Consider the following 24,000-nt stretch of genomic DNA (forward strand, 5'->3'; position numbering starts at 1 on the left):
CGTTATCCACAACCGCGGTTCCAACAGGCCTGTTGGAACCGCCTCGACGGTCCGGCGCTGCACAGTGGCCTGTGAATAAACCTGTGGAAACTGTGGATAGCTGTTGGTTGCTGGCGTTTGCGGCACGCTGCACAACTCGCGGGCACCTGCCAAGATCGACCGCATGGGTGGTGAACCGGTGGTCGCAGAAGTAGACGTCGCTGCCTTGCCCGCCGACTTCGAAGCCGCCGCGGCGGTGCTGCTGGATGTGCGCGAAGACGACGAGTGGCAGCGCGGCCACGCCGCCGCTGCTCAACACATCCCGATGGGCGAGGTGCCGGCGCGGCTCGCCGAGATCGATCCCGGCGCTGACTTGTACGTCATCTGCCATGTCGGTGGCCGCTCCATGCGGGTGGCGCAGTACCTACAGCAAATCGGCTACCGCGCTGTCAATGTCGGCGGGGGAATGCTGGCCTGGGCGGGTGCCGGGCGGCCCGTGATCACCGACGACGGCACACCCGGCACCGTCTGACCGCCGTGCATGGCGGCGACCCGGTGCGCCGCCCGGGCTTGCCCTCGTCATTAAGCTGGTCCGGTGATCCAAGTGTGCTCCCAGTGCGGCACACGCTGGAATGTGCGTGATCGCCAGCGGGTGTGGTGCCCCCGCTGCCGCGGGACACTGCTGGCGCCCTCGAGCGAGGCACCGACCACCGATCCGCGCTGGGCGCCGCGCGGTGCCGGACAACCGGTCGGTGCGCAGCGGACAGCGCCGCGGCTGCCGCCGGGCTACCGGTGGATCGCGGTGCGTCCCGGTGCCCCGCCGCCTGCGCGGCGGCGTCGGATGCCACTGGGTCCAACCCCGCGCTACGCGGTCATACCCCGATGGGGCCTGGCGGACCGGGCCGGCCCCACCGGGCCGGCTCCGATGCCGAGCGCCGAGCGCGGGCCAACGGTGGCATGGGTGCGCAGCACGCTGTTCGCTGGCGTCGTGGTGCTGGGCATCGCCGCACTGGTGCATGTCGTGCGCTACTTGCTGCTCGTCATCAACCGCAACACGCTGCTGAACCCGATCGTGGCAGGCGCCGCGTTCTGGCTCGGAGTGCTGGCAAGCATCGCCGCGATCGCGGTGGTAGTCACCTGCGTGATTGTGCTGACCCGATGGTTGATCGCGCGCCGGGTCGCCGCCTTCGCCAATTGCGGCAGACCAGAGCGGCGTGGGCCTCGAGCGCTGTGGGCCGGCTGTCTGGTGCCGCTGCTGAACTTGGTGTGGGCCCCGGTCTATGTCATCGAATTGGCCGACACCGAGGGCATCTACGAACGGTTACGCAAGCCGATCCTGCTGTGGTGGATCATGTGGATCGGCAGCACTGCGGTGTCGCTCTTCGCCATCGCCACCAGCGGAGCTCAGGATGCTCAGGGTATTGCGAACAACACGGTGGCGATGATCTTTGCCTACCTGGTGGCGGCGGCCACGGTGGTCGCCGCCGGGCGGGTTTTCGAGGGATTCGAGCGCAAGCCGGTCGAGCGGCCCACCCGCCGGTGGGTGATGGTTCCCGACGATCACGGCAGTGCAGCGGGATCCGCTCCGGCGGTTGAGTTGGAGGGTGCGGAACCGGCAGCATAGGAGTATGACGCCGGCCGACGAGGTGCTCGCCCGGCACCCGTTCGTGGTCGCCCATCGGGGCGCCTCGGCTGCTCGGCCCGAACACACGCTGGCCGCATACGACCTCGCTCTCAAAGAGGGGGCCGATGGCGTGGAATGCGACGTCCGGCTCACCCGCGACGGCTATCTGGTTTGTGTGCATGACCGCCGGCTGGACCGGACGTCGACCGGTGCCGGCCTGGTCAGCACGATGACGCTCGCGCAACTGCGCGAGCTGGAATACGGGGCGTGGCACGGCAGCTGGCGTCCCGACGGTGGACACGGGGACAGCGGTCTGCTGACGCTCGACGCATTGGTGGAGTTGGTGCTGGATTGGAACCGACCGGTGAAGATCTTCATCGAGACCAAGCACCCGGTGCGGTACGGCGCGCTGGTGGAAAGCAAAGTGCTGGCGCTGTTGCAGCGCTTCGGCATCGCGACCCCCGCCTCCGCAGATCGATCACGCGCAGTGGTGATGTCGTTTTCGGCAGCCGCGGTGTGGCGTGTCCGGCGCGCCGCGCCACTGCTGCCCACGGTGCTGCTCGGTAAGGCTGCCCGATACCTGGGCAGTAGTGCAGCGACGGCCGTTGGCGCTACCGCGGTAGGGCCGTCGATCGCGACGCTGCGTGAGCATCCCGAGCTCGTCGACCGCGCCGCGGCCCAGGGGCGGGCGTTGTACTGCTGGAACGTCGACCACTACGACGACGTCCGTTTCTGCCGCGAAGTGGGGGTGGCATGGCTGGCCACCCGCCACCCCGGCCGCGTCAAAGCTTGGCTGCAGGACGGACTGACGGGCGCAGGGCTCGACTAGTGGCGATCGCCAGCGCGGCGAAGCCGGGCGTAGCGGGTCGCCACCATGGCTAAGTGGCGATCGCCAGCGCGGCGAAGCCGGGCGTAGCGGGTCGCCACCATGGCTAAGTGGCGATCGCCAGCGCGGCGAAGCCGGGCGTAGCGGGTCGCCACCATGGCTAGGTGGCGATCGCCAAAACTAGAGCCGCCCGCCGGCCGCGGCCGGTGCCTCGGACTGCCGAGGCGCCGAACCGATTTCACGAGCGACGAAGTTCTCCAGGTCGAACAGATTGGCTCCGGCGCGGTCGGCGACCCGCAACAGCGTCGTCATCAACGCCACTTCTTCAACCTGCTCCTTGAGGAACCATTGGATGAATTGCTCGCCCAGATAGTCGGCTTCGTCGCGCGCGACGGCGGCTAGCCGGCTCACCTGGTCGGTGACGGACCGTTCCTGATCCAAGGCCAGCGCCAATGCATCCCGTGGCGTGTCGAATTGGTTGCGCACCCGGTCCACGCCGGGGATCTCGACGCGGACGTCGCGGTCGAGCAGGTATTGCACCAGCATCATCGCGTGATTCCGTTCTTCCACAGCTTGGCTGTAAAAGTGTTTTGCCAGTTGAGGCAGGTCGGAATCGTCGAAATAGACAGCCATCGCAATATATTGCTGTGCGGTGGTGAATTCGTTATAGATCTGCTCCTGCATTAATGCATGGAATTTCGTTCGGTGGGCATCGCGATCGGTCATGACGGCAACGCTACCCCAGGTCAGAGGCCATTGTCATCCAAGGTAATACTTACTCAGGCGAGCTTTGCCTAAGTTAAGCAAGGCTATGTTCAATGCTTTAATCGACCGTTCTCATATATTGGTGAGCGAGCTTATGGCGAGTGGTCACGAAATTGTTCCCCCGACTGTTACGGCTGCCCCTCGACAACCGCCGCCGGCACCGGTGCGTCGGCGGCCAGCGCGTCGAATAATTGGGCGGCTTCATCGTGGTTCCACACCACGACCGAGCCCGCGTCGCTGCCGGTGAATTCGCCGATCGGCACTGTCACCGTGGTCGTCGCCCCGTGCAAGGACCAACCCAACCGGGCCAGGTCCCAGACGTGAGTGCCCTGGTCGACGGTCAGCGCATCGGCCGCCGCGCGCGGCACCGAGTACCAGCGCCAGGGGTTCAGCCACACCCCGGCGCTGGTGGCGCGGTGCAACAGTGCCGACATGAACTGCCGCTGGTTGGTCATGCGGTCGAGGTCGGCGCGCGGGGTGGCGCGGCTGCGCACGTAGCCCAGCGCACTACGGCCGTCGAGGGTCTGGCAGCCGGCAGATAGGTCGATCCCGGCCAGTGGATCGTCAATCGGCGCCGTCGGGCAAGCGGTGACCCCGCCCAGGGCATCGACAAGGACCGCGAACCCGCTGAATCCGACTTCGACGTAATGGTCGAGTCGCAGGCCGGTGGCCTGTTCGACCGTCTGCGCCAGCAACGACGCGCCGCCCATCGCGAACGCCGCGTTGATCTTGTCCCGCCCATAACCGGGGATCGGCACGTAGGAGTCGCGGGGAATGGACACCATCGTTGTCGGAAGCGTCGACCCGAACGTCGGCACGTGGACCACCAGGATGGTGTCGGTGCGGCCGTTGCCGATGTCGTCGCCGGTGGTCAGAGCCTGCTGCTGTTCGGCGGTGAGCCCTTCTCGGCTATCCGACCCGACCAGTAGCCAGGTGGTGCCGCGCCCGGCGGCTGGCCGACCGGGATAGTCGGCCAGCACCGGTTGCCGATGCAGCGTGGTGTCCATCCACAGCGCACCGCCGAGGATTGCGGCGGTGGTCAACAGCACCGCGATCAGCGCGGTCAACGAAATCACCTGTCCCCACGCGCGTTGGCGACGCCGCCGGGGCCGGCTGGGACGAGCGCGTTGCGGTTTGGTGGCTCGGTTTGGCGGCGGCGGAACGGGATCGCGCGGTCGAGAGCCGATCTCGCGCTGGATGATCGGCGACGGCTCTCGCTGCGGTCCGGTCGGCCGGTTGCGGTTCATCAGCGCAGCCATCCGAGGTGGCCGGCCAGCAGCGCATAACCGACGAAGGCCACCGTGTCGATCAACCCATGGGCGATCACCAGCGGCCACAGTCGGCCGCTGCGTTGCCAGGCATATCCGAACACCAGTCCCATGGCGATGTTGCCGAGGCCGGCGCCGAAGCCTTGGTAGAGGTGATAGCTAACGCGCAGCAGGCTAGAGCATGCCAGCGCCACCCGCGGGTTGACGCCCAGTTGGGGCAGCCGGGTCAGCAGATAGCCGACGACGATGATCTCTTCTGCCCAGCCGTTGGCGAACGCGGCCGCAACCAATATCGGCACCCGCCACCAGGTGTCGCTCAGACTGGACGGGACGACCTCGGCGTTGAGCCCGATGGCCCGCGCGGCGAAGTAGAGGCCCAACCCGGGTAATCCGATCAGCGCGGCCAGACCGACACCGCCCCACAGATCGGTACGCCGGTCGAAGCGGCCGAGGCCAATCCGGGCAGGAGTGAAGCCGCTGCGCCACAACAGGTACAGGCCGAGCCCGCCCCAGGCGATCAGTTGCCCGATGAAGGCCGCGTTCAGCCCCAGATCAATCAGGTCGAAGTAGGACCGCTTCGGGTTGAGCGGAATCCGCTGCGCGCTTAAATTCCGCAGTACTGCGTCGGTGAGTTGCAGAACCGCGGTGACGGCGGCCAAGCCGAACGTGACGCCCAGTACGACGCCGACCTCGATCCACAGCGCGCGTGGCTGCACCAGTTGGCGATCGGGTGCGGTCACCTCGACACGGTAACCGGTCGAATTACCTCACGGCCGTCACCGTGCTGGGGTCGAGGCGAAACCGGCTACGAGTAGCCGCGGGCCCGCAGGCCGTTGACGAATGGGCAGCCCATCAGCACCCGGATGGCCTGGCTGAGCCCGACGACGTCGTCAACCGGTTGGCGAAATGGCAACCGGACGTCGCTGTCGCCGTCGGCGCTTTCGACGCGCAGCCGCACCCCGTAGCGGTCGATACCCAGCGGTCGCACGTCGCCGCGCCGTAGCCGCGCGGGCAGTCTGGCGGCCAGTCGCGCCACCACATCGCGGTGCGCGGTGTCGAGGTGCCGAATCCAGCATGTCTCCAACGCACAGAACGGGTCCGGGCGTGCGGCCAGCAGAGCGGCGACCCCGACGGATTCGGCCCCGGTGGTATCGGTCGCCACCACCGACTCGATCTCCAGCCGAAGCAGCGCGTAGCGGGTGTCGCCGTCGACGGTGGGCCGAGATGCCGCCGTCTCTACCTGCAGCAGCGCCGGGTTCGGGTCCTCGGCGGCAATCAGGTCAAGCATTTCGCCCACCACGGGCAGCGGCACCGGCCGCAACCGGCCGCGGATCCACACCAGCGAGCGCACCGGCTCACGCAGCGGCAACGGCGCGTAGTCAGCCAGCTCCAGCACAGCTTGCGCCCCTGCCGCAGCGCAGACCAACTGCCCGGCCACCTCCCCATCAGTGGCGGCCACGACCGCGAACGACCCGTCGGCCAGCAGGTGGTGTAGCCGCGTGGTGACCGGCTCCGCCCCGTCGACAGCGAGCAGCGCACCGCCGGCCCGGAAGCAGGTGCTGCGGATCCGCTCAGCGGTCGTCGGCGTGGCGCAGTTGGCGAGGGTCATCGATCACCGTCCTTCAAGTGAGGTAAGCCTAACTTAACTAGCTCGTGTACGGCGGCGCAAGACCGTCGACCCGATAGGGTTTTGTCGTGGCTCGTATCGCGTATCTCGGACCCGAGGGGACCTTCACCGAAGCCGCGCTGCTCCAGATGCGGGATGCCGGCATGGTTCCCCAGCAGAGTCCCGACGCAGTGCAAGCGGTGCCGGTCGTGAGCACACCGGCTGCGCTGGACGCCGTCCGAAGTGGTGAGGCTGATTACGCCTGCGTGCCGATCGAGAACTCGATCGACGGGTCGGTGGTGCCGACGCTGGACAGTCTGGCCATCGGGTCGCCGCTGCAGGTGTTCGCCGAAGTAACCCTGGACGTGGCGTTTTCCATCGCCGTCAAACCTGGTCGCACCGAGGCCGATGTGCGGACGCTGGCCGCCTTCCCGGTCGCGGCTGCACAGGTACGGCGCTGGCTGGCCAAGCATCTCCCCACCGTCGAATTGCAGCCGGCCAACTCCAACGCCGAAGCCGCGCAGCAAGTCGCCGACGGGCTGGTGGACGCGGCGGTGAGCTCGCCGCTGGCCGCGGCCCACCGCGGGTTGGCCGCGCTGGCCGAGGGGGTCGTCGACGAGCCCAACGCGCGCACCCGGTTCGTGCTGGTCGGGCCGCCGGGCCCGCCACCTGCCCGCACCGGGGCCGACCGGACGTCGGTGGTGTTGCATATCGAGAATGCGCCTGGAGCCCTGGTAGCGGCGTTGATCGAGTTCGGCATCCGCGATATCGACCTCACTCGGATCGAATCCCGCCCGACCCGAAAAGAGTTGGGCACCTATGTGTTTTTTCTGGATTGCGTGGGGCACATCGACGACGACGCGGTCGGCGAGGCACTCAAAGCGCTCTACCGTCGTTGTACGGACGTGCGTTATCTGGGTTCCTGGCCTACCGGCGTGGCCGCGGGCGCCGCGCCACCGCAACTTGACGAGGCGTCGCGCTGGCTGACGCGGTTACGGGGTCGGCGGCGATGAGCGGCCGGTTGGTTTTGCTGCGGCACGGGCAGTCCTTCGGCAATGTCGACCGCCGGCTGGACACCCGCCCGCCGGGCAGCGAGCTGACGCCGCTGGGCCGCGATCAGGCGCGCGCGTTCGCCCACAACGGCTTGCGACCGCCGGGGCTGTTGGTGCACTCGATCGCCACCCGGGCGGCGCAGACCGCCGCGGAGATCGGCGCCGCGGTCGACGTGTCGGCCAGCGAAGTCACCGGCATCCATGAGGTGCAGGTCGGCGAGTTGGAAAACCGCAGCGACGACGACGCCGTCGCCGAGTTCAATGCCATCTACCAGCGCTGGCACGAGGGCAACTGGGATGTTGCGCTGCCGGGCGGCGAGACCGCCAACCAGGTGCTGGACCGTTACGTGCCGGTCTTGACCGAGCTGCGGATGCGCTATCTCGACGACGACGAGTGGGACCGCGACATCGTCGTCGTCAGCCATGGCGCGGCGATTCGGCTGGCCGCGGCCGTACTGGCTGGAGTCGACGGCAGCTTCGTGCTGGACCACCACTTGGGCAACGCCGAGTCGGTGGTGTTGTCGCCCATCACTGACGGGCGCTGGAGTTGTGTGCAGTGGGGCGCGCTGTCGCCGCCGTTTTCTCCGGAGCCGCAGGCGACACCGGTGGCCGACGCCGTGGAATCCGGCACCGACCCGATGGGCTGACGGATCAGACCGCCAGCGCGATGGATTCAGCGCACTCGCAGCCGACCGCGTCGCAATCGACCACGAAGGCGTGCAGCATCAGCTCCGGGCTGGTGCAGTCCGGCTCGGTGCACTCCGACCGGCGCAGTGAGTGTCGAATGATGGTGCCGTGGCAGTGATCCAAGCCGGCCCGGCAATCGCGGCAGCCTGTATTCATGGCCCGTTCTTAGCACGCTGCGCCGACAGATCCGTGGTGCCGCGCCCGGCCGGGCCGGGATGAGATCGTCAGGCCCAGCCCAAGTCGTGCAGGCGGTCGTCGTCGATGCCGAAATGGTGGGCGATCTCATGGATCACCGTGATTTTCACCTCGTCGACAACGTCGTCGTCGGAGTCGCAGATGTCTAACAGCGCGTCGCGGTAAATCGTGATCGCGTCGGGCAGCGACCCGGCGTAGTTGGAGTCCCGCTCGGTCAACGCGACGCCCTCATAGAGGCCGAGCAACTCGGCGTCGTCCGGATGGCGGTCGGCGACCAGCACCACGACGTTGTTCATGACGGCGGCCAGCTCGGGCGGAATCAGGTCGAGCGCGTCGGACACCAGCTCCTCGAATCGCTGCGGGTCCATGCGCACCGCCACCCGGCTACCCCCCCGGCGCGGGTTCGGCGGGCGGCGGCGGTGCGGGTTCGGCGGGCGGCGGCGGGGGCGCTTCCGGAGCCGGCGGCGGGGGTGCCGGCGGTGCCTCCGGTGGCGGGGCCGGCGCTTGGGGCGGCGGTGCGGGAGGCTGAGCCGGTGCGGGTGCCGCCGGTGGCGGCTGCACGGCAGGTGCGCCCGGCTGTTGCGGCAGATGCTGGTTGCCTTGCCGTTGCTGGTCGGGCTGTCCGCCGGCTGATGACGAAGCGCCTCCACCGGCGTTGGTCGGCGGCATGGGTATGGGCGGCAGGTTGAGTCGCTCCTGCGGAATGTCCGGCGGCGGAATCGGCGGCTGGCCGTTGATCATCAGCGCGCCCTTGGCGCTGTTCACCAACGTCGCCCAGCCGCCGTTACCCAGTGTCGCGCCGATGCTGCAGGCCACTTCGCGGCTGCCGGCAGACCAACTCGGTAATGACAGCGTGCTGTAAGTCAGCGTCAGCGTCGTGCTGCGCAACTGCACCGGCGCCAGGTAGCCGTCGGTGAGCCGGGTGCACGACTCCTTGACGAAGGCATCCTGTTCGGGTTCGGGAGGCAGCGCGTCAGGGAACTTGGCGACCAGGTTGACGGTGCCGGTGACCTCCATCGCATGCGGGGCGGCGCAGTCGACGGGGACGTCGGTGGGCTGGTTGGTCGTGGGGTCGATACCCAGACAGGTACCGTCCGGCCACACCCGGGACTGGTCGAGATCGGCGACCTTGCCCTTGAAGACCTGTTGTTCGTTACCGGCGCCGGGCAACTGCAGACCGCACAGCATGCGCCGCTCACCGGCTTGCCGCCACGCCCTGTCGCCCGACCACAGCATGCTGATGGTGAACTTGCTGTGCGGATCAAACCGGGCACCGAGGTAGCGGTGCACCGCCGACTCGCACTGTTCCTGGCCAATCTGCTCGATGCGGGCCGCCGACGGCGGAGCGGCATCCGGCCCATACTCCGAACCCGGGAAAGTCCGCATGTCGACCGACTCGGCGACCTCGAACCGGTGCTCGTCCTTGCAGTCGACGATGGTCGCGGCATCTGGGGTCTGATCGGGCCACATCAGGCAGTCGCCGCCGGCAGCGCGGTTGAAAGCGGCGTTGCCCTTGGTGCCGGTGCTGGGCACCGGGTCGATGTAGCCGGCGAGTCGCCCGCCGTCGCCGGTGATCGGCAGCGCGGTCACCAGCCCGGCGATAAGCAGACCACCCAGCGCGGTCAGCAGCAGTGCCCGCCGGGTTGCCGAAGCGTGCAGGGTGCGCAGCCAGCCGAACCGAGCCGGCCGAGATTGCGGCTGGTCGGTGAGCGCATCGTCCTGTTCGAGTGCGTCCAACATCGGCTCCATTCTGACAGGCGCGATGCGCGGCGTGACAGTTGATGCAAAAGTTGCCTGCGAGGTGGGCGCCGGGCGTGCCGGCCTTGGCCAACGCTCGGTGCGGGGCCGAACAAAAGTAGTGTTCTAGGCCGTGATCGACCTGAAGCTGTTGCGCGAAGACCCCGACGCCGTCCGGCGCTCCCAGACCAGCCGTGGCGAGGACCCGGGCCTGGTCGATACCCTGCTGTCTGCCGATACCGCCCGGCGCAGCGCGATCTCGTCCGCCGATTCATTGCGGGCCGAGCAGAAGGCCGCCAGCAAGAAAGTCGGCGCCGCATCCGCCGACGAGCGCCCGGCGCTGTTACAACAGGCCCGCGATTTGGCTGAGCAGGTCAAGGCCGCCGAGGCCGAGCAGGCCGAAGCCGAGGCGACGTTCACCGCTGCCCACATGGCGATCTCCAACGTCATCCTCGATCCGGTGCCCGCCGGCGGCGAGGACGACTACACCGTCCTCGATGTCGTCGGTGAGCCGACCGCTATCGAAAACCCGAGGGACCATTTGGAACTCGGCGAGTCGCTGGGTCTTCTGGACATGGAGCGGGGCGCCAAGGTGTCCGGCTCGCGGTTCTATTTCCTAACCGGCCGGGGTGCGCTGCTGCAGCTGGGGCTGCTACAGCTGGCCATCCGGCTCGCGGCAGACAACGATTTCGTCCCGGTGATCCCCCCGGTGCTGGTACGCCCGGACGTGATGTCGGGCACCGGTTTTCTGGGCGCGCACGCCGAGGAGGTCTACCACCTCCAAGCCGACGACCTCTATCTGGTCGGCACCTCCGAGGTGCCGCTGGCCGGCTACCACGCCGACGAGATCTTGGACCTTTCCGGGGGACCGCTGCGGTATGCGGGCTGGTCGTCTTGCTTTCGACGGGAAGCGGGCAGCCACGGCAAGGACACCCGCGGCATCATCCGGGTGCACCAGTTCGACAAGGTCGAGGGGTTCGTCTACTGCACACCGGCCGACAGCGAGGCGGAGCACAGCCGGCTGCTGGGCTGGCAGCGCGAAATGCTGTCCCGCATCGAAGTGCCATATCGCGTAATCGACGTCGCGGCCGGCGATCTCGGCTCCTCAGCGGCCCGCAAGTTCGACTGCGAAGCGTGGGTGCCCACCCAGGGCGCTTACCGCGAGCTGACGTCGACGTCGAACTGCACCACGTTCCAGGCCCGACGGCTGGCCACCCGGTACCGGGACGCCAACGGCAAGCCGCAGATCGCCGCGACACTCAACGGCACGCTGGCCACCACCCGTTGGCTGGTGGCCATCTTGGAGAACCACCAGCGCCCCGACGGCAGCGTGCGGGTCCCCGAGGCACTGGTGCCGTTCGTCGGCACCGAACTACTCGAGCCAGTCGGCTAGGCATCCACCGCGGTTGGCGTCGCGCGCAACTGCGCGTGCCGGTGCTGTCGCTCGATCGTGGCGAAATAGAACGCGAACGCGAAGGCGCAGCTGGTGAACAGGCTGGACACGAAATACAGCCAGGGCCGCCGCAGGCCCCGCCGGTACCCGTCGATGATGGTGAACAGCGGCAGCAGAACGACATTGATGATCGTGTAGTCCTGGCTGGCCGAACTGGCCGCAGGATTGGTGAACATCAGCCGGATGTAATCCGACCAACTGCCAGGTCCCCAAATCGGATTCCCAGATCCCGTCGAATACTCACGCACGAACCGGATATTGAAATACCAGCCCAACACGATCGACGCGATACCGATGACGTAATACAGGCACTCCAGCGCCGAGAACCGGGAACCGCCGGACGGCCGGCCGAATACGGCGGGGTTCGAGGCAACGATCAAGCCGATCACCGTCAGCCCCAATATTGCGTGTACGAGAAGTGAGATCATGCGGGCAGTCTCGGCAACTCACGCAGTTTTGTCAATATTGACATTTCGGGCGACGAACGGCACGGTAGGTTACCGGCATGGCCCGTCCGCCCCAGACGTCGCGCAGCGAACGCACTCGGGAAGCCTTGCGCCAGGCCGCACTGGTGCGGTTCTTAGCCCAAGGTGTCGAAGACACCTCGGCCGAGCAGATCGCGGCCGATGCCGGGGTGTCGTTGCGCACCTTCTACCGGCATTTCACCTCCAAGCACGACCTGCTATTCGCCGACTACGACGCCGGCTTGCACTGGTTTCGCACCGCGCTGAACGCACGTCGGCCCGACGAGTCGATCATCGAGTCGGTGCAGGCGGCAATCTTCGCGTTTCCCTACGACGTCGAGGCGGTGACCCGAATTGCTGCGCTGCGGGCCCAAGAACTCGATCCTGGACGCATCGTGCGGCACATCCGCCAGGTGGAGGCCGACTTCGCCAATGCGATCGGCGAGCGACTGGCGCCCGACGGACCCCGTACGCCGGATGACCGGTTGCAGGTCACGGTGGCTGCTCGCTGCATCGGCGCTGCGGTGTTCGGCGCGATGGAGGTCTGGATGCTCGGCGAGGACCGGTCGCTGGCCGAACTGGCCCGGCTATGCCGGACGGCGCTCGACTCGCTTCAGCTGGGCGTGCTGGGACCAGTTTCGTCATAATTGACAAAACTAAGGATCCATGCCAGCCTGCGCTGCAGAGTCAGGGAGGGCATGCGGATGGCCGATTACGACGCGATCGTCATTGGTGCCGGGCACAACGGATTGGCCGCGGCGGTGCTGCTGCAACGTGCCGGACTGCGCACGTTGTGTCTGGAGTCCAAGCTTTACGCCGGCGGTATGGCTTCCACGGTCGAGTTGTTCGACGGCTACCGATTCGAGATCGCCGGCTCAGTGCAGTTCCCGACCGCGTCCGTGGTTGTCGAAGCGTTGGGCCTGGACACCTTGCCGACGATCGACCTGGACGTCATGTCAGTCGCGCTGCGCGGAGTGGGTGACGACCCACTGGTCCAGTACAGCGATCCGATCAAACTATTCACCCACTTGAGCGATGTGCACGGCGCTGATGCCGTCAACGGCATGGCCGGGTTGATGGCCTGGAGCCAGGCGCCCACCCGCGCGCTGGGCCGGTTCGAGGCTGGGAAACCGCCGAAGACGATTGATCAGATGTATGCCTGTGCCACCAACGAATTCGAACGCTCAGCCATCGACGACATGCTGTTCGGCTCGGTCACCGACGTCTTGGACCGCTATCTTCCGGACCGCGAAAAACACGGCGCGCTACGCGGATCGATGACTGTGCTGGCGGTCAACACGCTCTACCGTGGGCCGGCCACACCCGGCAGCGCGGCCGCGCTGGCCTTCGGACTCGGTGTTCCCGACGGCGACACCATGCAGATGAAGAAGCTGCGCGGCGGAATCGGCGCGCTCACCTCGCATCTGTGCCAACTGCTGGAAAGGCACGGCGGCGAAGTTCGACTACGTACCAAGGTGACCGAGATCCTGCTCACCGACGGTCAGGTCAACGGCATACGCACCGAGGCGGGCGACACCATCACCGCCCCTGTCGTCGTCTCGGGGATCGCGCCCGACCTCACGCTCAACGGGTTGATCGATCCGGCCGCGCTGTCCGCAGATATCCGGCAGCGCTACGCGCGGATCGACCATCGCGGCAGCTACCTGCAGATGCACTTCGCGCTGGAGGAGCCGCCCAGATTCGCCGCGCCCTACGAGGCGCTCGACGACCCTGCCATGCAGGCGTCGATCGGCTTGTTCTGCACACCCGAAGAAGTCCAGCAGCAGTGGGAGGATTGCCGCCGTGGGACGGTTCCGGCCGACCCGACCGTGGTGTTGCAGATCCCGTCGCAGAACGATCCGGACCTTGCCCCCGATGGCAAACACGCAGCATCGGCATTCGCGTTGTGGTTCCCGATCGAAGGAGATGCCGATTACGGCCGGGCCAAGGTTGACATGGGTCAGCGCGTGATCGACAAGATCACCCGCCTCGCACCGAATTTCGAAGGCAGCATCATCCGGCACACCACCTTCACGCCCAGGCACATGGGTGTGATGTTCGGCGCCCCGGGCGGCGACTACTGCCACGGGCTGTTGAACGCGAATCAGATCGGCCCCAACCGGCCAGGCCCCAACGGCTTTGCCGGCCAGCCGATCCCGATCCGGGGACTGTACCTGGGCAGTGCAGGCTGCCACGGCGGGCCGGGCATCACCTTTATTCCCGGTTACAACGCCGCGCACCAGGCGCTGGCTGACGCGGGCTGCTAACCCGACCGGCCCAGCAGTTGGTCCAGCAATGCGGTGAACTGCTCCGGGTCCTCCGGCGTGAACGCGGGGCTGAGCTGGATCCCCGGTACGTCCAGCGTGATCAATGTCGACTTCAACGGCCGCCGAATGTCCAGCGGCAGCCAGCGACGAAGGTCTGAACTCCCCCAGATCCGGAACCTGTGCATGAGCATCCCGAGCGGCTCGGCCTGATATCCGCGGATCTTTTCCAGAGCAATAATTTTCGAGGTACCCGAAGGGAAATGATAACGCCGCAAGGTGATTGCGGTGCGGTCTAACTGGACCAGACCGTCGTCGTAACGTTGCGTGGACGTGCTCACTGCCGTTCGCACCTAAGCTCGTGGCCGCGCGCCGTGAGGCAGCGGCCGGTTTCCAGGTTCCACTGCCAGCCGTGCAGGTTACAGGTCAGGGTATTGCCCTCCACCACACCGAATTTAGACAAGTCGGCCTTCAGATGCGGACAGCGTCGTTGCATCTGCCAGCCATCCAGGGTGATCGTCGCGGTGTCGTCATGCGTCTCGGCGAACCAGCCGTCGGCATAGGCGATCCGCTCATCGGTCAGACATTTGAAGAACGTGTACAGGTATTCGTTGTAGCCGCCGACTCGCCACGCCTGAAACCGGGTGGACAAGAAGATGGTGTTGACCCAGTCGGGCTCGTCGTCGCGCAGTACGGTGCGGACCAACTCCGGCGGAATCGCAAACCCGTACCGGAATTTTTCCTCGGGAATAGGTTCGCGCACAGTGCGTTTCGGGAAGTCGACAACTACGGTTTCCGAGCCGAGTACCAGCTCGACCGGATAGCCGATACCGTCGCAGATTTCGTCACTGCCAAGCATGATCGGTTCGAACACCGCGCGCAACGGCTCGAGCAGCGACTCGCCGGCAGCCGGTGCCCAGCCGGCCTTCTCGGCAGCCAGCACCGGTGCCATCCGTTCGGCGTAGTCGGCGATATACGCGGCTTTGCCGGTGGTGAAGATTGCCTCGACCTGTTCTTCAGGAACCGGATGACGCAATGAGATCAGTTGTGCCCCAGTAAAATCGGCGGTGGAGCCGGGCATCATTAGCAGACCCCGGTCATGACCATGCGCCTTCATCTGGTCGAGGAAGACCATCTGGTCGGGAAAGATATTGGCCGGGTCGCCGCGGTCGTCGTTGAGGTCCCGCAATTCGGGATCCAGGAAGCATGGCGGGCCCGCTGACGGGATCACCCAGGTGGCGTCGACCTGTGCGATGTAAGCGCGGGCACGGTCCATTTGGCGTTGCCGCTTCTGGGTGCCGAACGCCTCTTTGGCGCGGGCGGGCATGTCGTAGACCATCGGGTACCAGATCGCGCCGGAGTACTGCAGCATGTGCACGTCGATATGGCCGAACTCCGAATGCAGCGCGTCAAGATCCACCGGCCGGGCGTCGTTCATATTGAAAACGGTCGTGAGGCCATCCGAAATCACCAGCGCGGAATCCCCGATCGGCCCGTCGGCGGGAGCGCGCAGAGCGATGACCATGACCTCCAGCTCGCCCTTTGGCCCGCTGACCCGATGCTTGACCGAATCGGTGGTTTCGAAGAATCGATGAAATCCGAGCTTGGCCAGCTCGTCACGCAGGTCGGGCACCGGGTAGTCCGGCAACAGCACCACAGCGTCTTTGTTGACGTGCCGACTGAGCAGCCTGGCGTCGAAGTGGTCTTTGTGCAGGTGTGAGACGTAGAGGTAGTCGCAATCGCCCAGGACGTCCCAGTCCAGCCCGCTGTTGTCCGGGAAGGGGAACCACGACGCGAAGTAGGCCGGGTTGACCCACGGGTCGCACAGGATGCTGCCCGCCTGCGTCTCGATCCGAAAGCCGGCATGACCGACGCTGGTGACCTGCACTAAACCCTTTCGACGAGCGGATGGTGCCGCCCCGAGCTTAGCGGCGATCGCAAGCGCGGCGGAGCCGGGCGCAGCGGGTCGACGCCCGACAACCCAGCGGCGATCGCAAGCGCGGCGGAGCCGGGCGCAGCGGGCCGTGTTGACTGCCCGCGCACTCTCACAGCGGCAAAACACTAGGGTTGGTGAGGTGGAACCGGTGTACGGGACTGTGATTCAGCTTGCCCGCTTGACATGGCGATTACAGGGGTTGCGGTTCACCGTCAGCGGCGTGGAGCACCTGCCGGAGACCGGCGGGGCTGTCGTGGCAATCAACCACACCAGCTATTTCGACTTCACCTTCGCCGGCCTGCCCGCCTACAAGCAGCATCGCGGGCGCAAGGTGCGATTCATGGCCAAGCAGGAAGTGTTCGACCACCGGATGACCGGGCCGATCATGCGCGGCTGCCGGCACATTCCGGTGGACCGCGATAGTGGCGCCGCCTCCTTCGAGGCGGCGGTTGCGGCGCTGCAGGCTGGTGAGCTGGTCGGTGTCTATCCCGAGGCGACGATCAGCCGCAGCTTCGAAATCAAGGAACTCAAGTCCGGTGCCGCCCGGATGGCCATTGCGGCCAACGCGCCGATCGTCCCGCACATCGTGTGGGGTGCCCAACGGATCTGGACCAAAGACCATCCCAAAAAGCTGCTGCGGCCGAAGGTGCCGATCACGGTGGCGGTCGGTGAACCGATCATGCCGACGCTGCCCGCGCCGGACCTGACCGTGTTGCTGCATTCGCGCATGCAGCACCTGCTCGAGCGGGTGCAAGACTCCTACGGACCGCACCCCGCCGGCGAGTACTGGGTCCCGCACCGGCTGGGCGGCGGTGCCCCAACGCTGGCGGAGGCCGCCCGGTTGGACGCCGAGGAAGCCTCCCGGCGCGCCGCGGCCAAGGCCGCCCGGCGGGCTTCCGATTCGGAGGCGACACCGGAGTAGCTGCATGGAACCGGTATTCCGCACACTTGAGATCACCGCGAAAGCCCTGGTTAAGGCGGTGGGTAGCCCCATCACCTACCAGGGGCTGGACAACATTCCCCAGGCCGGCGGCGCGGTGATCGCCATCAACCACACCAGCTATGTCGACTGGCTGCCGGCCGCCCTCGCCGTGCATATCCGCGGGCGGCGCATCCGGTACATGATCAAAGCCGAGATGCAGCAGGTGAAGTCGGTCAATTTCCTGATCAAGCACACCAAGACCATCCCGGTGAACCGCGGCGCGGGAGCCGACGCCTATGCGGTCGCCGTCCAGCGGCTGCGTGAGGGCGAAGTGGTGGGATTGATGCCCGAGGCGACAATCAGCCGCAGCTTCGAACTCAAGGATTTCAAGACCGGTGCCGCCCGGATGGCGCTGGACGCGCAGGTACCGATCGTTCCGTTGATCGTGTGGGGCGCTCAGCGGATTTGGACCAAAGACCACCCCAGAAACCTCGGCCGTAAAAAGATCCCCATCACCGTGGCGGCCGGTCCATCACTGTTGCCGCATGGTGACGTCGAGGCGCTCGAATCCGAATTGCGCGACGAAATGACGGCGGTGCTGCACCGAGTACAGGAGGACTACCCACATCCCGAGGGTGCGTACTGGGTACCACGGCGGCTCGGTGGCAATGCCCCGACGTTGGCCGAGGCCCAGGTTCTCGAAGAGGCCGAACTGGCCGAGCGGGCGCGCAAGCGTGCGGAAGACGACCGATGAAACCGGCGAGCGAAGGCGCCTTGGTCGCCCTCAACCACACCAGCTATGTGGACTGGATGCCGGCTTCGCTGGCCGCACTTCAACGGCAGCGTCGACTAAGGTTCATGATCAAAGCCGAAATGCAGGACGTTCGTGCGGTCAACTACGTGATCCGGCACGCCAAGCTGATTCTGGTGGACCGCCAGCACGGCTCCGACGCCTACGCAGTGGCGGTGCAGGAGCTGAAGCGGAGTGAACTCGCCGGGTTGCATCCCGAGGCCACGATCAGCCGCAGCTTCGAACTCCGGCCGTTCAAGACCGGGGCGGCCCTGTTGGCGCTGGCAGCGCTGGTGTCGATCATTCCGCTAATCGCCTGGGGAGCACATCGGATCTGGCCCAAAGATCACCCAAAGAACGTGTTCCGCAACAAGATCCCCATCGCCGTCACCGCCGGTACGCCGCTGCCGCCGTCCGGCGACGTCGAGCAGCTCAACACCACGCTGCGGAAGGTGATGAACACGATGCTCTATCGCGCGCAAGAGGATTACCCGCGCCCGAAGGGGCTGCCAGCTGTTGCGTTCTGAGTGGTCGGTGGTTGTCGGTGGTGTGTTGTAGGAACAGGTGTATGGATCTCGCGATGTGGGCTGAGCGCAGCGGTGTGGCGCGGGTGACTGCGTATCGCCGGTTTCACTCGGACCGGTTGCCTGTTCCGGCACAACGTGGGGGTCAGCTGATTGTGGTGAACGATGCGGCAGCCGAGACAGCCCGGCATCGGTGGACGGCGGTGTACGCGCAGGTGTCGTCGGCAGACCAGAAAGCTGATATGGATCGGCAGCTGGCTCGGGTGATCGCATGGGCCACGGCCGAGCAGATGCCAGTTGACAAGGTGGTGACCGAGGTCGGTTCGGCGCTCAGCGGGCATCGCCGTAAGTTCCTGGCATTGCTGGGTGACCCGTCGGTGGGCCGGATCGTGGTGGAGCAGCGGGATCGGTTCTGCGGGTTGGGCTCTGACTATGTCGAAGTCGCGCTCGCCGCCCAGGGCCGGGAGCTGGTTGTGGTCGACTCAGCCGAGGTCGACGACGACCTGGTGTGGGATATGACCGAGATCCTCACCAGCATGTGCGCTGGCCTCTACGGCAAGCGCGCTGCTGGCAACCGCGCAAAGCGTGCCATCAGCGCTGCCGCTGTTGATGAGTGCGAGGCGGCCTGAGGTGGCGAAGTTCGAGATTCCCGAGGGGTGGGGTGTGCAGGCATTCAAGTTCACGCTCGACCCGACACAGGACCAGGCTCGCGCGTTGGGCCGGCATTTCGGTGCGCGCCGTAAGGCCTTCAACTGGACCGTCGCGACGCTCAAGGCCGATCTGTCGGCGTATCGCACCGGTGGCGTAGAGACAGAGAAACCCTCACTGCGGGTGCTGCGGAAGCGCTGGAACCAGGCCAAAGACGAGGTGTGCGTCAACCCTGAGACCGGGCAGGTGTGGTGGCCGGAATGCTCAAAGGAGGCCTACGCCGACGGTATCAAGGGCGCGGTGGATGCGTACTGGAACTGGCAGACCTCCCGCGCGGGCGCCCGGGCCGGTAAACGCGTCGGGTTCCCGCGGTTCAAGAAGAAGGGCTGCGACCAAGATCGAGTGTCATTCACGACCGGCGCGCTGCGCGTAGAGCCCGACCGCCGGCACCTGACGCTTCCAGTGATCGGCTGTGTGCGTACCCACGAGAACACCCGCAGAATTGAGCGACCGATCCGTGCGGGGCGGGCGCGGGCGCTGGCAATCAGCGTGCGCCGCAACGGTACCCGCCTGGATGCGAGCGTGCGGGCGCTGGTGCAACGCCCCCAACAACCCCGTATCGCCCGTCCAGATTCGCGGGTCGGTGTCGACGTCGGTGTGCGGCGCCTGGCCACCGTCGCCGACGCTGACGGGAACGTCATTGAGCAGGTACCCAATCCACGACCACTCAACGCGGCGCTCAAAGAGTTGCGGCATGTCAGTCGCGCCCGGGCACGCTGCACGAAAGGCTCGCGCCAGTATCGTGAGCACACCACCGAGATGTCCCGGCTGCATCGCCGGGTCAACGATGTCCGCACCCACCATTTGCACGTCCTCACCACGAGATTGGCCAAAACTCACGGCCGCATCATTGTTGAGGGCCTCGACGCGGCGGGAATGCTGCGGCAGAAGGGCCTGCCGGGCGCCCGCGCCAGACGGCGCGGACTGTCTGACGCCGCCCTGGGCACCCCGCGCCGGCAGCTGTCCTACAAGACAGGCTGGTACGGGTCGCAGTTGGTGGTCGCTGACCGCTGGTTTCCGTCATCGAAAACCTGCCATGAATGTGGGCATGTTCAGGACGTCGGCTGGGACGAACACTGGCAATGCGGCGGTTGTTCGGTCACCCATCAGCGTGATGAAAACGCCGCGATCAACCTCGCACGCTACGAGGAAACGGTTAGCGTCGTCGGCCCAGTTGGGGCCGCCGTCAAGCGTGGAGCCGACCATAAGACCCGGCCGAGCCGGGCAGGTGGCGAGGAAGCGCGGAAGGGACGCAGCCGCAAGGCCGCTGAACAACCCCGAGATGGGGTGCGAGTCGCGTGACCACTAAAGATCACTCACTCGCAACGGCAATTCTGGGTGCCGCGACGACTGGGCGGCAGCGCACCAACGCCGGAGCATTCCAAGCAGCTACGGATAGCCGAACTGGTCGAGCGGGCGCGCAAACAGGGCACGAGCCACCGGTGACGCTGCGTACCGGGAACGACGGGCTCCGCCCGGTGACCCGCCCATGACACTGCCGGCGCTCATCGCCTGCGACGTGGACGGCACCCTGGTCAACAATGCAGACGCGATCACTCCGCGTACCCGGCAGGCGGTGCGCGCCGCCGTCGCGGCCGGTGCGCAGTTCGTCTTGGCCACCGGACGTCCGCCGCGCTGGGTGAAACCGGTCGTCGATGCGCTGGGGTTCGCCCCGATGGCGGTGTGCGCCAACGGCGCCGTCATCTACGACCCGGCGACAGACCGCGTGGTGTCGGCCCGCACGCTGTCGGTGGATTTACTGGGCGAGCTGGCCGACATCGCCACTCGCGCCATCCCGGGCGCCGGGCTGGCCGTCGAGAGGGTCGGGAGCCGGGCGCACGACACCGCCACGCCACAGTTCATCAGCTCGCCGGGCTACGAGCACGCCTGGCTCAACCCGGACAACACCGAGGTGTCCATCGAAGATCTGCTCAGCGCACCCGCGGTCAAATTGCTGATCCGCAAGGCCGGTGCCCGCAGCGAGGACATGGCAGCCGAATTGACCAAACACCTGGGCGTCGAGGGCGACATCACGTACTCCACCAACAATGGCCTGATCGAGATCGTGCCGCGCGGCATCAGCAAAGCCACTGGCATCGACGAGCTCGCCCAGCCACTGGGCATCACCGACGACGATGTGGTGGCTTTCGGCGACATGCCCAACGACGTGCCGATGCTGTTGCGCGCGGGGCATGGCGTGGCGATGGGCAACGCTCATCCCAAGGTCATGGCCGCCGCCAACGAGGTCACGGCACCGAACACCGACGACGGCGTGGCGCGCGTCTTGGAACGGTGGTGGCTGTAACGGGTCTAGCCGACCAGGGGCGAGAAGCGCTCGAGTTGTACCGGCGGACCTTCCGGTGAGGTCGGTGGCAGTACCTCCGCGACGCCGTCGATGACCCGGGTGATACGGCCATCCTCCCGGTCGAAGTTCAACGTGCCGTGCTGGAAGTTCTGTTTGATCCACAGCGGTTCTTGAATCTCGGCACTGGTCGGCAGGCCGAGCACGCCCCGCTCGTAACCCAGCGACGCCCAGGCCTCGTAAATGGCGCCGGTCACCGGTTGCGCACCGGTTTCCGGCGACCAGTACATCGCGCCATGGTCGAAAGTCGCATACCGCGCGGAGCCGGCCGCGACGGCTTCTGGCGAGGTCGGCTCCCCCAGCGCGCCGTTCGCTCCGCCCATTTCCTGCCAGCGGGCGTGGATCGCCCCGCCGTCCAGCGCTGCCGCCAAGTCAGCAGGCCCGGGCGGGTCGTTGAACCGGGCAGCGGTATTGCGAATTTCGGGCATCAGCGGGTAGGCGAGGTGTCCCGGGCAGTCGGTGTTGCTGACGTCGCGATGACTGAAAATTGTCGGCAGTGTGGGCGTGGCCCCCGCCGGGAAATGGGTGTTGGCCCCGCCGGCCGAGGTCAGCGTGACCGTTCCCAACGGATCGACGTGATCCAGGCCGAGCCGCCAGCCGAGCAGTCTGCCGATGGTGCGCAACTGAATCGGCGTCGGCGGCACATCGTCGAAGTTGCCGATCATCGCCACGCCCCAGGTGCCACGGTTGAACCCGCCGGTGTGATCGCCGGTCACCGGGCCGGTGAGCCCGCCGGCCCGCCCCTCGAATACCTGCCCGTATTTGTCGACCAGCGCGTTGTAGGCGATGTCGCACCAGCCCAGCATTCTGGTGTGGTAGGCGTAGATCGCCTGAACGATCCGGGCCGAGTCCTCCGGCTCATAATCGTTGCTCTCTGCGGTGTGGTGTACCACGCTCGCATGCAGCCGATCATGGTACGGCGGGTTGTGGCACCGCACCACGTCGTCGGCGCCCCATTGGGAGCGGCCGATGACGTTGGGTGGCTGGCCCGGCGCGATGACCGCCGTCGGTGGCGTCCACTGCGGATCGGCCGGCGCCTGCGGGGGCGAAATCAGGATCGCGGAGAGATTTTGCGGCAGCGGTTGTTCGACCGTCGCCGGCAGGTAACCGAGGTCGAGCTTGGCGGCGGTCGCGCTCGGTGGCGTCGAAGTCACCGGCGCGCCGACCGGTCGGCTGACTGCGATCTGCACGGCGGTTGTGGTGCCGACGAAAACCGGCTCGGTGCCTCGCGCGACGTGCGGCGACGCCCCATCGGCGCCGTCGGGGCCCAGCGTCTCGGTGTCATACCAGCGGCCCCAGGAACCGTCGACGCGCTTGGCGCGCACCCGCGCGGAGGTTCCGGTGAGGTCTCCGCCGGTCAGCGCCACCATCGAAAAAGGTGTGGGCTGGCTGACTTCGCGGACCGTGACGCCGCCACCAACGCCGATCAGTGGCTGCTGGCTCAGGTGCGTGTCTCCACCCGGCGGATGATCCCCGGCGTGCCGAGTCGGAGCCACCGCGCACGGCAGGATGACAGCCGTTGCCGCGATAGCGGTGAACAGCAGCCTGGGCGGATGGCGGCGGAGCGGCACGAACCGATGTTACTTATGTGACCTATGTTGCCTGTGATGCGACACGGCACCGGAGTGAGGGAAGTTAGCCCGCCTGGTAACGGCACCGCAGAGTCTGGCCGCGAACGCGGGGCTCACTCTGCGGTGCCGTCAGGGGGCAGGTCCTTACCTCAGAACTCCGTTAAGGGGTTGGTACCGGCACGGCGGCTGCGGCCGGCGCGGCAGCGGCTGCGGCCGGCGCGGCGCCCTGCATCGCCTGCGAGATCGACGGCATCACCAGCCCCTTGAGCAGGTCGATGGCCTGGCTGGCACCCAGTTGGTTGGCGGCGCTCATCATGTCGTTGACGATTCCGCCGCTGCCACCCGATGCGGCTGCCGGTGCGGCACCCAAGGACGGATCGCCCAGGATCGGGTACGTCCCGCCGAGGCCCGGATCCAATCCGATCGGTGCGCTGATCGGCACCTCTCCGGGTGACGTCAGGCCAGGCAGCGTCCCAGCCGGGCTGGTCAGCGACGGATCGATACCCGCGGGACTGGTCAGCCCAGGCGTCAACCCGGCCGGGTTGGTCAGCCCCGGCGTCGTCAGGCCCGGGTTGGTCAGACTCGGATCGGTAAGACCCGGCGCGGTCAGACCCGGCGTTGCACCCGGCGTCAGGCCTGGCGTGGTCAGACCCGGCGTTGCACCCGGCGTCACGCCTGGCGTCGTCAGACCCGGCGTCGTGAGACCAGGGGTGGCACCCGGCGTGGTCAGACCGGGGGTGGCCAGACTCGGATCGGTGAGACCCGGCGCGGTCAGGCCCGGCGAAGTCAGGCCGGGACTGGTCAGCCCGGGACTGGTCAAACCGGGACTGGTCAGGCCAGGACTGGTCAAGCCCGACGAGACCGCTGCGGGACTACCGCCCAGGCTCGGCACCGGCGGCATATTGATCCCGAACTGTGAAAGTCCTTGGGTCAGGGCGGACATCAGTTCGTTGGGCAGATCCGTCATGACGGCCGCCTGCACGAACTCCTGATGATCGGGCGCCGGCTTGGAATCAGCCGCTAACTGGCAGACAGTGACATAAGCAAAAGGACTTGCGACCGCCAGAGCGGCGACTGCGCTCATAGCCGTCGAGAGCCTGCGTCGACGTCGGTTCGGCACGGAAGTCTCCTCAATCTGGACTGCATGGTCGTCGGTGTCATGCCGGTGAAGCGCGACATGGAGCCTGAATATCAGGCCACGTGATCGATGGTACTGATGTGACTGCTGGGACTAGTGTGGCGATATCGAATCGTGAACCAATCGCGA

At 66.7% G+C, this 24,000-nt stretch carries 24 protein-coding genes and 3 pseudogenes; 15 read left to right on the top strand and 12 right to left on the bottom strand.

What is annotated here, in order from left to right:
• Positions 1 to 163: 163 nt before the first annotated feature.
• From AC5Y49_RS18020 to AC5Y49_RS18030, 3 genes are all read left to right on the top strand, one after another.
• Positions 164 to 511, top strand: a complete 348-nt coding sequence (locus AC5Y49_RS18020) for a rhodanese-like domain-containing protein (protein ID WP_499889433.1) — start codon at positions 164 to 166, stop codon at positions 509 to 511.
• 63 nt (positions 512 to 574) lie between these two features.
• Entirely contained in the window at positions 575 to 1,603 is a 1,029-nt protein-coding gene (locus tag AC5Y49_RS18025) for a DUF4328 domain-containing protein (protein WP_499889435.1), read from the top strand.
• Positions 1,604 to 1,607: 4 nt separating this feature from the next.
• Positions 1,608 to 2,432, top strand: coding sequence for a glycerophosphodiester phosphodiesterase (locus AC5Y49_RS18030; protein ID WP_499889437.1), 825 nt, complete (start codon positions 1,608 to 1,610; stop codon positions 2,430 to 2,432).
• 177 nt (positions 2,433 to 2,609) lie between these two features.
• On the opposite strand, the gene AC5Y49_RS18035 is transcribed toward AC5Y49_RS18030, so the two are convergent.
• The 4 genes from AC5Y49_RS18035 to AC5Y49_RS18050 form a co-directional block, all read right to left on the bottom strand.
• Positions 2,610 to 3,155 carry a ferritin gene (locus AC5Y49_RS18035; protein WP_499889439.1) on the bottom strand — a complete coding sequence of 182 codons (546 nt, stop codon included), beginning with the start codon at positions 3,153 to 3,155 and terminating at the stop codon, positions 2,610 to 2,612.
• Positions 3,156 to 3,322: 167 nt separating this feature from the next.
• Positions 3,323 to 4,441 (bottom strand): LCP family protein, encoded by a 1,119-nt coding sequence (locus tag AC5Y49_RS18040; RefSeq protein WP_499889441.1) that lies wholly within the window; start codon positions 4,439 to 4,441, stop codon positions 3,323 to 3,325.
• Entirely contained in the window at positions 4,441 to 5,202 is a 762-nt protein-coding gene (locus tag AC5Y49_RS18045) for a CPBP family intramembrane glutamic endopeptidase (protein WP_499889443.1), read from the bottom strand. The genes AC5Y49_RS18040 and AC5Y49_RS18045 overlap by 1 nt, the downstream gene beginning before the upstream one ends.
• Positions 5,203 to 5,267: 65 nt before the next feature.
• Positions 5,268 to 6,071 (bottom strand): DUF2470 domain-containing protein, encoded by an 804-nt coding sequence (locus tag AC5Y49_RS18050; protein ID WP_499889445.1) that lies wholly within the window; start codon positions 6,069 to 6,071, stop codon positions 5,268 to 5,270.
• An 86-nt stretch (positions 6,072 to 6,157) separates the two neighbouring features.
• Between AC5Y49_RS18050 and pheA the strand changes: the two genes are divergently transcribed.
• Positions 6,158 to 7,081, top strand: coding sequence for a prephenate dehydratase (gene pheA, locus AC5Y49_RS18055; RefSeq protein WP_499889447.1), 924 nt, complete (start codon positions 6,158 to 6,160; stop codon positions 7,079 to 7,081).
• Positions 7,078 to 7,767 (top strand): histidine phosphatase family protein, encoded by a 690-nt coding sequence (locus tag AC5Y49_RS18060; RefSeq protein WP_499889449.1) that lies wholly within the window; start codon positions 7,078 to 7,080, stop codon positions 7,765 to 7,767. Before pheA ends, AC5Y49_RS18060 begins: the two co-directional genes overlap by 4 nt.
• 4 nt (positions 7,768 to 7,771) lie before the next feature.
• Here AC5Y49_RS18060 and AC5Y49_RS18065 read toward each other — a convergent pair whose 3' ends face one another.
• From AC5Y49_RS18065 to AC5Y49_RS18075, 3 genes and pseudogenes are all read right to left on the bottom strand, one after another.
• A complete protein-coding gene (locus AC5Y49_RS18065) occupies positions 7,772 to 7,963 on the bottom strand; it encodes a hypothetical protein (protein ID WP_499889451.1) in 192 nt (63 codons plus the stop codon).
• Positions 7,960 to 8,382: pseudogene (locus AC5Y49_RS18070) on the bottom strand (metallopeptidase family protein). The gene AC5Y49_RS18065 and the pseudogene AC5Y49_RS18070 overlap by 4 nt, the downstream one beginning before the upstream one ends.
• Positions 8,383 to 8,386: 4 nt before the next feature.
• Positions 8,387 to 9,742, bottom strand: coding sequence for a septum formation family protein (locus AC5Y49_RS18075; protein ID WP_499889452.1), 1,356 nt, complete (start codon positions 9,740 to 9,742; stop codon positions 8,387 to 8,389).
• Positions 9,743 to 9,872: 130 nt separating this feature from the next.
• On the opposite strand from AC5Y49_RS18075, the gene serS reads away from it, so the two are divergent.
• The gene (gene serS, locus AC5Y49_RS18080) at positions 9,873 to 11,132 is read left to right on the top strand and encodes a serine--tRNA ligase (RefSeq protein WP_499889453.1); all 1,260 of its coding nucleotides are present in this window, start codon (positions 9,873 to 9,875) and stop codon (positions 11,130 to 11,132) included.
• Here serS and AC5Y49_RS18085 read toward each other — a convergent pair.
• Entirely contained in the window at positions 11,129 to 11,620 is a 492-nt protein-coding gene (locus AC5Y49_RS18085) for a DUF2834 domain-containing protein (protein ID WP_499889454.1), read from the bottom strand. The two genes, serS and AC5Y49_RS18085, sit on opposite strands and share 4 nt — an antisense overlap.
• Positions 11,621 to 11,697: 77 nt before the next feature.
• Here AC5Y49_RS18085 and AC5Y49_RS18090 point away from each other — a divergent pair, with 77 nt between their 5' ends.
• Positions 11,698 to 12,303: a TetR/AcrR family transcriptional regulator gene (locus AC5Y49_RS18090; protein WP_499889456.1), complete on the top strand. Its 606-nt coding sequence runs from the start codon at positions 11,698 to 11,700 to the stop codon at positions 12,301 to 12,303.
• A 57-nt stretch (positions 12,304 to 12,360) separates the two neighbouring features.
• Positions 12,361 to 13,923 carry a phytoene desaturase family protein gene (locus AC5Y49_RS18095; protein ID WP_499889458.1) on the top strand — a complete coding sequence of 521 codons (1,563 nt, stop codon included), beginning with the start codon at positions 12,361 to 12,363 and terminating at the stop codon, positions 13,921 to 13,923.
• Here AC5Y49_RS18095 and AC5Y49_RS18100 read toward each other — a convergent pair.
• Entirely contained in the window at positions 13,920 to 14,261 is a 342-nt protein-coding gene (locus AC5Y49_RS18100; protein ID WP_499889460.1) for a hypothetical protein, read from the bottom strand. The two genes, AC5Y49_RS18095 and AC5Y49_RS18100, sit on opposite strands and share 4 nt — an antisense overlap.
• Positions 14,258 to 15,808: a Rieske 2Fe-2S domain-containing protein gene (locus AC5Y49_RS18105; protein ID WP_499889462.1), complete on the bottom strand. Its 1,551-nt coding sequence runs from the start codon at positions 15,806 to 15,808 to the stop codon at positions 14,258 to 14,260. The genes AC5Y49_RS18100 and AC5Y49_RS18105 overlap by 4 nt, the downstream gene beginning before the upstream one ends.
• Before the next feature lie 187 nt (positions 15,809 to 15,995).
• Between AC5Y49_RS18105 and AC5Y49_RS18110 the strand changes: the two genes are divergently transcribed.
• From AC5Y49_RS18110 to AC5Y49_RS18140, 7 genes and pseudogenes are all read left to right on the top strand, one after another.
• Positions 15,996 to 16,778 (top strand): lysophospholipid acyltransferase family protein, encoded by a 783-nt coding sequence (locus AC5Y49_RS18110; protein WP_499889464.1) that lies wholly within the window; start codon positions 15,996 to 15,998, stop codon positions 16,776 to 16,778.
• A 4-nt stretch (positions 16,779 to 16,782) separates the two neighbouring features.
• Positions 16,783 to 17,532 carry a lysophospholipid acyltransferase family protein gene (locus AC5Y49_RS18115; protein WP_499889466.1) on the top strand — a complete coding sequence of 250 codons (750 nt, stop codon included), beginning with the start codon at positions 16,783 to 16,785 and terminating at the stop codon, positions 17,530 to 17,532.
• Positions 17,533 to 17,534: 2 nt separating this feature from the next.
• Positions 17,535 to 18,074 (top strand): annotated as a pseudogene (locus AC5Y49_RS18120) (lysophospholipid acyltransferase family protein); the annotation flags it as partial.
• A gap of 62 nt (positions 18,075 to 18,136) precedes the next feature.
• Complete coding sequence (locus AC5Y49_RS18125) at positions 18,137 to 18,721, top strand: IS607 family transposase (RefSeq protein ID WP_499889468.1); 585 nt, start codon at positions 18,137 to 18,139, stop codon at positions 18,719 to 18,721.
• A 1-nt stretch (position 18,722) separates the two neighbouring features.
• Positions 18,723 to 20,102, top strand: a complete 1,380-nt coding sequence (gene tnpB / locus AC5Y49_RS18130) for an IS607 family element RNA-guided endonuclease TnpB (protein ID WP_499889470.1) — start codon at positions 18,723 to 18,725, stop codon at positions 20,100 to 20,102.
• Between the two features lie 15 nt (positions 20,103 to 20,117).
• Positions 20,118 to 20,246: pseudogene (locus AC5Y49_RS18135) on the top strand (1-acyl-sn-glycerol-3-phosphate acyltransferase); the annotation flags it as partial.
• A gap of 43 nt (positions 20,247 to 20,289) precedes the next feature.
• Complete coding sequence (locus AC5Y49_RS18140) at positions 20,290 to 21,105, top strand: HAD family hydrolase (RefSeq protein WP_499889471.1); 816 nt, start codon at positions 20,290 to 20,292, stop codon at positions 21,103 to 21,105.
• 5 nt (positions 21,106 to 21,110) lie between these two features.
• Here AC5Y49_RS18140 and AC5Y49_RS18145 read toward each other — a convergent pair whose 3' ends face one another.
• Entirely contained in the window at positions 21,111 to 22,733 is a 1,623-nt protein-coding gene (locus AC5Y49_RS18145) for an N-acetylmuramoyl-L-alanine amidase (RefSeq protein ID WP_499889473.1), read from the bottom strand.
• Positions 22,734 to 22,893: 160 nt separating this feature from the next.
• Positions 22,894 to 23,853 carry a hypothetical protein gene (locus AC5Y49_RS18150; protein ID WP_499889474.1) on the bottom strand — a complete coding sequence of 320 codons (960 nt, stop codon included), beginning with the start codon at positions 23,851 to 23,853 and terminating at the stop codon, positions 22,894 to 22,896.
• Between the last annotated feature and the right edge of the window lie 147 nt (positions 23,854 to 24,000).

It is taken from the genome of Mycobacterium sp. NGS62, assembly GCF_059812285.1.

Coding starts and splice junctions, on each gene's coding strand:
- AC5Y49_RS18060 (WP_499889449.1), top strand. CDS start 7,078: ATGAGCGGCCGGTTGGTTTTGCTGCGGCACGGGCAGTCCTTCGGCAAT.
- AC5Y49_RS18030 (WP_499889437.1), top strand. CDS start 1,608: ATGACGCCGGCCGACGAGGTGCTCGCCCGGCACCCGTTCGTGGTCGCC.
- AC5Y49_RS18065 (WP_499889451.1), bottom strand. CDS start 7,963: ATGAATACAGGCTGCCGCGATTGCCGGGCCGGCTTGGATCACTGCCAC.
- AC5Y49_RS18085 (WP_499889454.1), bottom strand. CDS start 11,620: ATGATCTCACTTCTCGTACACGCAATATTGGGGCTGACGGTGATCGGC.
- AC5Y49_RS18095 (WP_499889458.1), top strand. CDS start 12,361: ATGGCCGATTACGACGCGATCGTCATTGGTGCCGGGCACAACGGATTG.
- AC5Y49_RS18050 (WP_499889445.1), bottom strand. CDS start 6,071: ATGACCCTCGCCAACTGCGCCACGCCGACGACCGCTGAGCGGATCCGC.
- AC5Y49_RS18035 (WP_499889439.1), bottom strand. CDS start 3,155: ATGACCGATCGCGATGCCCACCGAACGAAATTCCATGCATTAATGCAG.
- AC5Y49_RS18125 (WP_499889468.1), top strand. CDS start 18,137: ATGGATCTCGCGATGTGGGCTGAGCGCAGCGGTGTGGCGCGGGTGACT.
- AC5Y49_RS18115 (WP_499889466.1), top strand. CDS start 16,783: ATGGAACCGGTATTCCGCACACTTGAGATCACCGCGAAAGCCCTGGTT.
- AC5Y49_RS18090 (WP_499889456.1), top strand. CDS start 11,698: ATGGCCCGTCCGCCCCAGACGTCGCGCAGCGAACGCACTCGGGAAGCC.
- AC5Y49_RS18075 (WP_499889452.1), bottom strand. CDS start 9,742: ATGTTGGACGCACTCGAACAGGACGATGCGCTCACCGACCAGCCGCAA.
- AC5Y49_RS18040 (WP_499889441.1), bottom strand. CDS start 4,441: ATGAACCGCAACCGGCCGACCGGACCGCAGCGAGAGCCGTCGCCGATC.
- AC5Y49_RS18020 (WP_499889433.1), top strand. CDS start 164: ATGGGTGGTGAACCGGTGGTCGCAGAAGTAGACGTCGCTGCCTTGCCC.
- AC5Y49_RS18140 (WP_499889471.1), top strand. CDS start 20,290: ATGACACTGCCGGCGCTCATCGCCTGCGACGTGGACGGCACCCTGGTC.